Below are 7,094 nucleotides of genomic sequence, written 5' to 3'. Positions count from 1 at the left end.
TGACGTAACTGAACAGAGCGTTCTGTTTGTGGTCGGTGCCACGCATCGAGATTATTGATTTGTTGATTCGAATGGAATTATATCAGCCCTGAAATACCCGCCAATACTAGGATTTATCGTAAATCAACACCCTGCTAGACCTTGCGGATATTCACCGCGCATTTCTTGAAGTCCGCCTGCAGCGAGATCGGACAGGTCGCGTCGAGGGTGCACTTGTTGATCAGCTGGCTCGCGTCGAAAAACGGCACGAACACGAGCCCCGGCGGCGGCTTGTCGCGGCCGCGCGTTTCGACGCGCGTCTTCATCGCGCCGCGCCGCGACACGATCTCGATCTCGTCGCCGCGGCGCACGCCGAGCTTGCGCGCGTCCTCGGGGTGCATGTAGCACACCGCGTTCGGCACCGCGCGATAGAGCTCCGGCACGCGCCGCGTCATCGTGCCGGAATGCCAGTGCTCGAGCACCCGGCCGGTGCACAGCCAGTACGGGAATTCCTTGTCCGGCTCCTCGGCCGCGGGTTCGTACGGCAGCGCGTAGATCACCGCCTTGCCGTCGGGATTGCCGTAGAACTGCACGCCCTGACCGGCCTTCACGTACGGGTCGTAGCCCTCGCGGTAGCGCCAGCGCGTCTCCTTGCCGTCGACGACCGGCCAGCGCAGGCCGCGCACTTCGTGGTAGGTGTCGAAGGGCGCGAGGTCGTGGCCGTGACCGCGGCCGAACTGCGCGTATTCCTCGAACAGCCCCTTCTGGATGTAGAAGCCGAACGCGTCGACTTCGTCATTAAGGTAGCCGCGCGCGAGGTCGGTCTTCGGGAAGCGGTCCACGTTGCCGTTCCTGAACAGCAGATCGAACATCGTCTTGTCGCGCCATTGCGGCGCCTGGTCGAGAAGCTCCTTCGGCCACACTTCGTCCATGCGGAAACGTTTCGAGAATTCGGCGATCTGCCACAGGTCCGAGCGCGCCTGCCCCGGCGCCTTGACGAGCTGGTGCCAGAACTGCGTGCGCCGCTCGGCGTTGCCGTAGGCGCCTTCCTTTTCGACCCACATCGCGGTCGGCAGCACGAGGTCGGCGGCGAGCGTCGAGACCGTGGGGTAGGGGTCGGACACGACGACGAAGTTCGCCGGGTTGCGGAAGCCGGGCCATATCTCCTGCATGATGTTCGGCCCCGCCTGCATGTTGTTGTTGCACATCACCCAGTACGCGTTGAGCTTGCCGTCCTTCAACATGCGGCTCTGCAGCACCGCGTGGTAGCCGGGCTTGTCGGGGATCGTCCCCGGCGGCAGCTTCCAGATCTTTTCCGCGGTCGCGCGGTGCTCGGGCTTCGTGACGACCATGTCGGCCGGCAGCCGGTGCGAGAAGGTGCCGACCTCGCGCGCGGTGCCGCAGGCCGATGGCTGGCCGGTCAGCGAGAACGGGCCGTTGCCGGGTGCCGAGATCTTCCCGGTCAAGAGATGCAGGTTGTACAGCAGGTGACTGCACCAGGTGCCGCGCGTGTGCTGGTTGAAGCCCATCGTGAAGAACGAGACGACGCTCTTCGACGGATCGGCGTACAGCTCGGCGAGCCGCTGCAGTCGCTCCTTCGGCACATTGGACAGCTTCGCGACGCTGTCGAGGTCGTACTTCGCGACGAACGCCGCGTATTCGTCGAAGCTCGCAGATTTGCCGCCGCCCGGATCGCCGACGTTCTTCGCCTTCTGCAGCGGATGCTCGGGGCGCAGGCCGTAGCCGATGTCGGTGTTGCCGACCATGAACCGCGTGTGCCGGTTCACGAACTCGCGGTTCACCTTGTTCGTCCTGATGATGTGGTTCGCGATGTAGTTCAAGATCGCGAGGTCGGTCTGCGGTCGGAAAGTCATCGTGAGGTCGGCGAGGTCGTAGCTGCGGTGCTCGAACACCGACAGCACCGCGACCTGCACATGGGGCGCCGACAGTCGGCGGTCGGTCACCCGGGTCCACAGGATCGGGTGCATCTCGGCCATGTTCGAGCCCCATAGCACGAAGGCGTCGGTCTGCTCGATGTCGTCGTAGCAGCCCATCGGCTCGTCCATGCCGAAGGTGCGCATGAAGCCGGCGACCGCGCTCGCCATGCAGTGGCGGGCGTTCGGGTCAAGGTTGTTCGAGCGGAAGCCGGCCTTCATCAGCTTCGCTGCAGCATAGCCTTCCCAGATCGTCCATTGGCCCGAGCCGAACATGCCGACGCCGGTCGGCCCCTTGTCCTTCAGCACCTTCTTGAACTGCTCGGCCATCACGTCGAATGCGCGCTCCCACGACACCGGCGTGAGCTCGCCGTCCTTGTCGTACTGCCCGTTCGTCTGGCGCAACAGCGGCTCGGTCAGTCGGTCGGCGCCGTACATGATCTTCGACAGGAAATAGCCCTTGACGCAGTTGATGCCGCGATTGACCTCGGCGTTGATGTCGCCGTGCGTCGCGACGACCTGGCCGTCCTTGACGCCGACATTGACGCCGCAGCCGACGCCGCAGAAGCGGCACGGCGCCTTGTCCCATTTGAGCTGGGTCAGCAGCCGCTCGGTGACGATGTTCTGGCCGAGCGTGTCGGGCGGCAGCCCCGCGGCGGCCGCGGTCGCGGCAGCGGCCGAGTGCTTAATGAACTCCCGGCGGGTCAGTTTCATCGGACATTTCCTCCTCCATCGCGCCGAGGGATTCGGCGTGCTGGTATACGAGAGCGACGTTCAGCACGCCCTGCAGCGCGCGGATGCGGTCGATCCGGTCGACGATCTCGCGGGCGTTCGCGCATTCGGCGACGATGACGAGCCGGCCGTCGGCGACCGATGGGACTTCGAGCCCCGGCAATGCGCGCACCGCGTCGGCAATGCGCGCGCCATCGGCGCTGCGCGCCTGGACGAGGATGCCGGCGATGTGGACTTCGGCGGAGGGGTCGGGCGCGGCGGTCGGCATCATGCGGTCGGGAGCTGTCCGGTCAGCAGCTGGAACATCCACACCGTGAAGCCGTACCCGCCGACGACGATGATCGCGAGCACCGGCGCCATCACGATCGCGAGGAACAGGAAGCTGCGCAGTTCTTCCTGCCGGGTCGAAGGGGCGGACGATTGCGGGGCCATGTCGTTGCTCCGGGTCGTGGGGCGAGCGGCGGGGGCGAACACCGCACCGCGCCGGCATCGGCGCAACGGCTTGCAATTCTTGCTCCGGGCCCGCGATGACCTGGCGACCGCGCATCGGAGTGCGGGCGTGATCGGCCGGATCCACGCGCAGGGCGACTTCGACGTTGCGATCAGCCGCGACGCGGCGACGCGCGGATCGGATGCGGCGGCAGGATGTACAGACGCATGGGGAAATTCTTACAACGACGGCTGCGCGTTCGGTCTAGCGTGCGCGCGGTTCCGCGACCCGCGATGATGCAGCCGGGCGCTTGCTCAGTTTCGCTCCCCCAACTGCTTGTAGACCTCCTCGACCGCTTCCGCGCCGTAGCGCCGTTCGAGGCGCCGCACGACGAAATGACCGCGCGCCATGTCCTGGAAGTGGTCGATGAACAAGGTGTTGATGACGGCGCCACCGACCGCGCCGACGATCGGCACCGCCTGGGCGGCGACCTTCTGCGACACGTTGATCGAGAAGCGCGACGTGACTTGCGCGATCAGCTGGACGATCGCGGGCGCGCCCTTGTGCAGCGTGCCCCGCTGTGCGAAGTGCCGCGCGGCGTCCGACACCGCGCGTGCCATCGCCGCGCGCGCGGCGAAGTAGCCGGTCTCGGCGGCGTCGTCCTTCGCGGAGCGCCCGCCGAGCGCGAGCACTTGCACGCATTGCAGCCGCGCCTCGGGGCTCGCGAGGTCCTCGCCTTCGCTGCGCGCGATGTCGGCGATCGAGCGCAGCATGATCGTCGTCGACACCGGCAGTTCGACCGCGAGCGCGGCGAGCCCGAACGCGCCGCCCGCGGCGCCGGCGGTGCCGACGACGATCTTGTGCCAGCGGTTCGACGCCGAGGGCGCGTCGCCCGCCCCGGCGGGCCCGAGCGTGCGCAGCGCGACGTCGAGCGAGGTCGTGATCGCCCGTTGCGTCGCGTTGTTCACGGCGTCGCTCCAGCGCTTCGGCAGCATCGCGAAGCCGCGCTCCAGCGGCGAGCCGACGACGTCGCTGATCTTCGCCGCGAGGCCCGGATTTTCGAGCAGTTCGTGCGCCGCGCGCAGGTCGTCGAGGTCGTTCCCAGTCAATTGCATCGGCAGCTCCGGTAACAGCTGTCAGAGGTGCGGTGGCGGCCGCGGTTCCCGTTCTCGGAGGCGGCCGTCGTCGTGTGTCGAGGTCGCGTTGCTTCGGCGTTCGCGACGGTTTATCTTCCCGGGGCTTTGCGATTGCCGCCCTGCCTTGCCGTGGAACCCCGCCCGATGACGATTCGCCCGACGCGCGCGCCGCGTCCGACTCCCGCCCGCTTCCCGGCCGACCCGCGGCCGATGAGCGCCCAGCTTGGGCTCGGCCTGCGCGACGTCGCCGCGCTCGGCCAGGTGTTCACGCCGGATGCGGTCGTGCAGGCGATGCTGCGGCTGCGGCGCAACAACGGGCGCACGCTCGAACCGGCGTGCGGCGACGGCGCGTTCCTGCGTCATCTGCCCGGCGCGATCGGCATCGAGTTCGACGCCGCGCACTGCCCGCCCGATGCGCTGAACCTCGATTTCTTCGCGTACCCGGTCGCCGAGCAGTTCGACACGATCATCGGCAACCCGCCGTACGTGCGCTTCCAGGACATTCCCGCCGCGACGCGCAAGCTGCTCGTCGCCGAGCATTTCGACGGCCGTTCGAACCTGTATCTCTTCTTCATCGAGAAATGCCTGCGCCACCTCGCGCCCGGCGGCGAGCTGATCTTCATCACGCCGCGCGACTTCCTCAAGGTGACGTCGGCGGTGAAGCTCAACCGGCTGCTGTTCGCGAGCGGCACGATCACCGACGCGATCGAGCTCGGTGACGCGCGCGTGTTCGACGACGCGGTGCCGAACTGCCTGATCTGGCGTTTCGAGAAGGGCCGCTTCGACCGAGAAATGCGCTACGCCGAGATCGGCGTCGCCGATCCCCTCGCCGCCGCGCTCGCCGCGCCGCGCTGGCAGACTCGCCACCTGATCGAATGCGCCGGCCACCTGATGTTCACGCGCGGCGACTATCCGCTGCGCCTGTCCGACGTCGCGTTCGTCAAGGTCGGCGCGGTATCGGGGGCCGACGACCTGTACGCGGACGCGGTCGGCAGCAATCGGGACTTCGTCTGCTCGTCGACGGTCAGGACCGGCGAAACGCGGCGAATGCTGTGGGTTGCGCCCGAGGATCCGCCGCCGCCGGCGCTGCAGCCGCACAAGGGGCGGCTGATCGCACGGCGCGTGCAGCCGTTCGACGAGTCGAACTGGTGGCACTGGGGTCGCGGCTACTACCAGTCGGTACGGCCGCGGGTGTATGTGAACGGCCGCACACGCGCGCCGCAGCCGTTTTTCCTGCACGACTGTCCGCACTACGACGGCTCGGTGCTCGCGGTTTTCCCGCGTCGCGACGACGTCGATCCGGCGGCATTGCGCGACGCGCTGAACGCGATCGACTGGGCCGATCTCGGCTTCGTTTGTGACGGCCGCTTCCTTTTTTCGCAGCGCAGCCTTGAAAATGCGCCGCTTCCGGAGCACTTTCGCGCCTTCGCGGCGGTCTGAACCATACGGGAATGCGGGACGACTGCGTAGTGTAAGATTGGCCGCAATTCAAAATTGCCGCGGCGCGTTCGCGGTCTTTTCCGGGAAATTTTCCATGGTGCCTCATCTGACTACCGCCCTCAGCGGCCCGCTGCTGGAACTGGAAAAGCGCTTCCTCGACCAGGCGACCGAAATCGAGCGCTGGATGCGCGCCCAGTGGCAGGACCATCTGCCGCCGTTTTACGGTTCGACCGATCTGCGCAACTCCGGCTTCAAGCTCGCGCCGGTCGACCTGAATCTTTTCCCCGGCGGCTTCAACAACCTCAACGACGCGTTCATGCCGCTGTGCGTGCAGGCGGCGCAGGCGGCGATCGAACGGATGTGCCCCGACGCGCGCGAGCTGCTGCTGATTCCCGAGAACCACACGCGCAACCAGTTCTACCTGCAGAATGTCGCAAAGCTCGTGTCGGTGCTCGAATTGACCGGGCTCGACGTGCGCATCGGCTCGCTGTTGCCCGAGATCACCGCGCCGACGACGCTCGAGCTCGCGAACGGCAGTTCACTGACGCTCGAGCCGCTCGAACGGCGCGGCGGACGCCTCGGCCTCGCCGGCTTCGAACCCTGCGCGGTGCTGCTGAACAACGACCTGTCGGGCGGCGTGCCGGCCATTCTCAAAGGTCTCGATGACCAGTGGCTGATCCCGCCGCTGCACGCGGGCTGGCACACGCGTCGCAAGTCGGTGCACGCCGCCGCGTACGACCGCGTCGCGCGCGAATTCGCCGAACTGATCGGCATCGACCCGTGGCGCATCAACCCCGAGTTCGGCGTCTGCGGCCAGATCAACTTCCAGGAGCGCACCGGCGAGGAATGCCTCGCGGATCAGGTCGATGCGCTGCTGCGACGCATCCGCGAGAAATACCGCGAGTACGGCATCGACGAGACGCCGTTCGTCGTCGTCAAGGCCGACGCGGGCACGTACGGGATGGGCGTGATGACGGTGCGCGACGCGTCCGAAGTGCGCGGGCTGAACCGCCGCCAGCGCAACAAGATGAGCGTCGTCAAGGAAGGCCTCGAAGTGCACGAAGTCATCATCCAGGAGGGCGTGCACACCTTCGAGACCGTCGACGACGCGGTGGCCGAGCCGGTCGTCTATATGATCGACCACTACGTCGTCGGCGGCTTCTACCGCGTGCATACCGAGCGCGCGCGCGACGAGAACCTCAACGCGCCGGGGATGCACTTCAAGCCGCTCGCGTTCGAGACCTGCTGCTCGCTGCCCGACTGCCGCCAGGGGCCGGACGCGGCGCCGAACCGCTTCTACGCCTACGGCGTCGTCGCGCGCCTCGCGCTGCTCGCGGCGTCCGTCGAGATCGAGGAAACCGCGCCCGCCGAAGCCGAACTCGTCGCCTGAGCCGCCCGCGCGAGTCGATCAACAAGAAACCGCAGCCAGCGGCCCAACAGGGC

The 7,094-nt window shown here is 67.1% G+C and carries 6 protein-coding genes; 2 read left to right on the top strand and 4 right to left on the bottom strand.

Going from position 1 to position 7,094, the window contains the following annotated elements:
• Positions 1-134: 134 nt before the first annotated feature.
• The 4 genes from napA to ROZ37_RS20705 form a co-directional block, all read right to left on the bottom strand.
• The gene (gene napA, locus ROZ37_RS20720) at positions 135-2,627 is read right to left on the bottom strand and encodes a nitrate reductase catalytic subunit NapA (RefSeq protein WP_312662505.1); all 2,493 of its coding nucleotides are present in this window, start codon (positions 2,625-2,627) and stop codon (positions 135-137) included.
• A complete protein-coding gene (locus tag ROZ37_RS20715) occupies positions 2,599-2,916 on the bottom strand; it encodes a chaperone NapD (RefSeq protein WP_312662503.1) in 318 nt (105 codons plus the stop codon). The genes napA and ROZ37_RS20715 overlap by 29 nt, the downstream gene beginning before the upstream one ends.
• Entirely contained in the window at positions 2,913-3,077 is a 165-nt protein-coding gene (gene napE, locus ROZ37_RS20710; RefSeq protein ID WP_312662501.1) for a periplasmic nitrate reductase, NapE protein, read from the bottom strand. The genes ROZ37_RS20715 and napE overlap by 4 nt, the downstream gene beginning before the upstream one ends.
• A gap of 312 nt (positions 3,078-3,389) precedes the next feature.
• Positions 3,390-4,190, bottom strand: coding sequence for an EcsC family protein (locus ROZ37_RS20705; RefSeq protein ID WP_312662499.1), 801 nt, complete (start codon positions 4,188-4,190; stop codon positions 3,390-3,392).
• 231 nt (positions 4,191-4,421) lie between these two features.
• Between ROZ37_RS20705 and ROZ37_RS20700 the strand changes: the two genes are divergently transcribed.
• Positions 4,422-5,651 (top strand): class I SAM-dependent methyltransferase, encoded by a 1,230-nt coding sequence (locus tag ROZ37_RS20700; protein ID WP_312662506.1) that lies wholly within the window; start codon positions 4,422-4,424, stop codon positions 5,649-5,651.
• A gap of 94 nt (positions 5,652-5,745) precedes the next feature.
• Positions 5,746-7,041 (top strand): glutamate--cysteine ligase, encoded by a 1,296-nt coding sequence (gene gshA, locus ROZ37_RS20695; protein WP_312662497.1) that lies wholly within the window; start codon positions 5,746-5,748, stop codon positions 7,039-7,041.
• Positions 7,042-7,094 lie beyond the last annotated feature (53 nt).

The sequence above is a fragment of the Aromatoleum sp. genome, assembly GCF_032027225.1.
Taxonomy (GTDB): domain Bacteria; phylum Pseudomonadota; class Gammaproteobacteria; order Burkholderiales; family Rhodocyclaceae; genus Aromatoleum.
This window is presented reverse-complemented; position numbering and strand designations above follow the sequence as displayed.

What these genes read in the sequence shown, in the direction of transcription:
- napA (WP_312662505.1), bottom strand. Translation starts at nt 2,627, where the DNA reads ATGAAACTGACCCGCCGGGAGTTCATTAAGCACTCGGCCGCTGCCGCG.
- ROZ37_RS20715 (WP_312662503.1), bottom strand. Translation starts at nt 2,916, where the DNA reads ATGATGCCGACCGCCGCGCCCGACCCCTCCGCCGAAGTCCACATCGCC.
- napE (WP_312662501.1), bottom strand. Translation starts at nt 3,077, where the DNA reads ATGGCCCCGCAATCGTCCGCCCCTTCGACCCGGCAGGAAGAACTGCGC.
- ROZ37_RS20705 (WP_312662499.1), bottom strand. Translation starts at nt 4,190, where the DNA reads ATGCAATTGACTGGGAACGACCTCGACGACCTGCGCGCGGCGCACGAA.
- ROZ37_RS20700 (WP_312662506.1), top strand. Translation starts at nt 4,422, where the DNA reads ATGAGCGCCCAGCTTGGGCTCGGCCTGCGCGACGTCGCCGCGCTCGGC.
- gshA (WP_312662497.1), top strand. Translation starts at nt 5,746, where the DNA reads ATGGTGCCTCATCTGACTACCGCCCTCAGCGGCCCGCTGCTGGAACTG.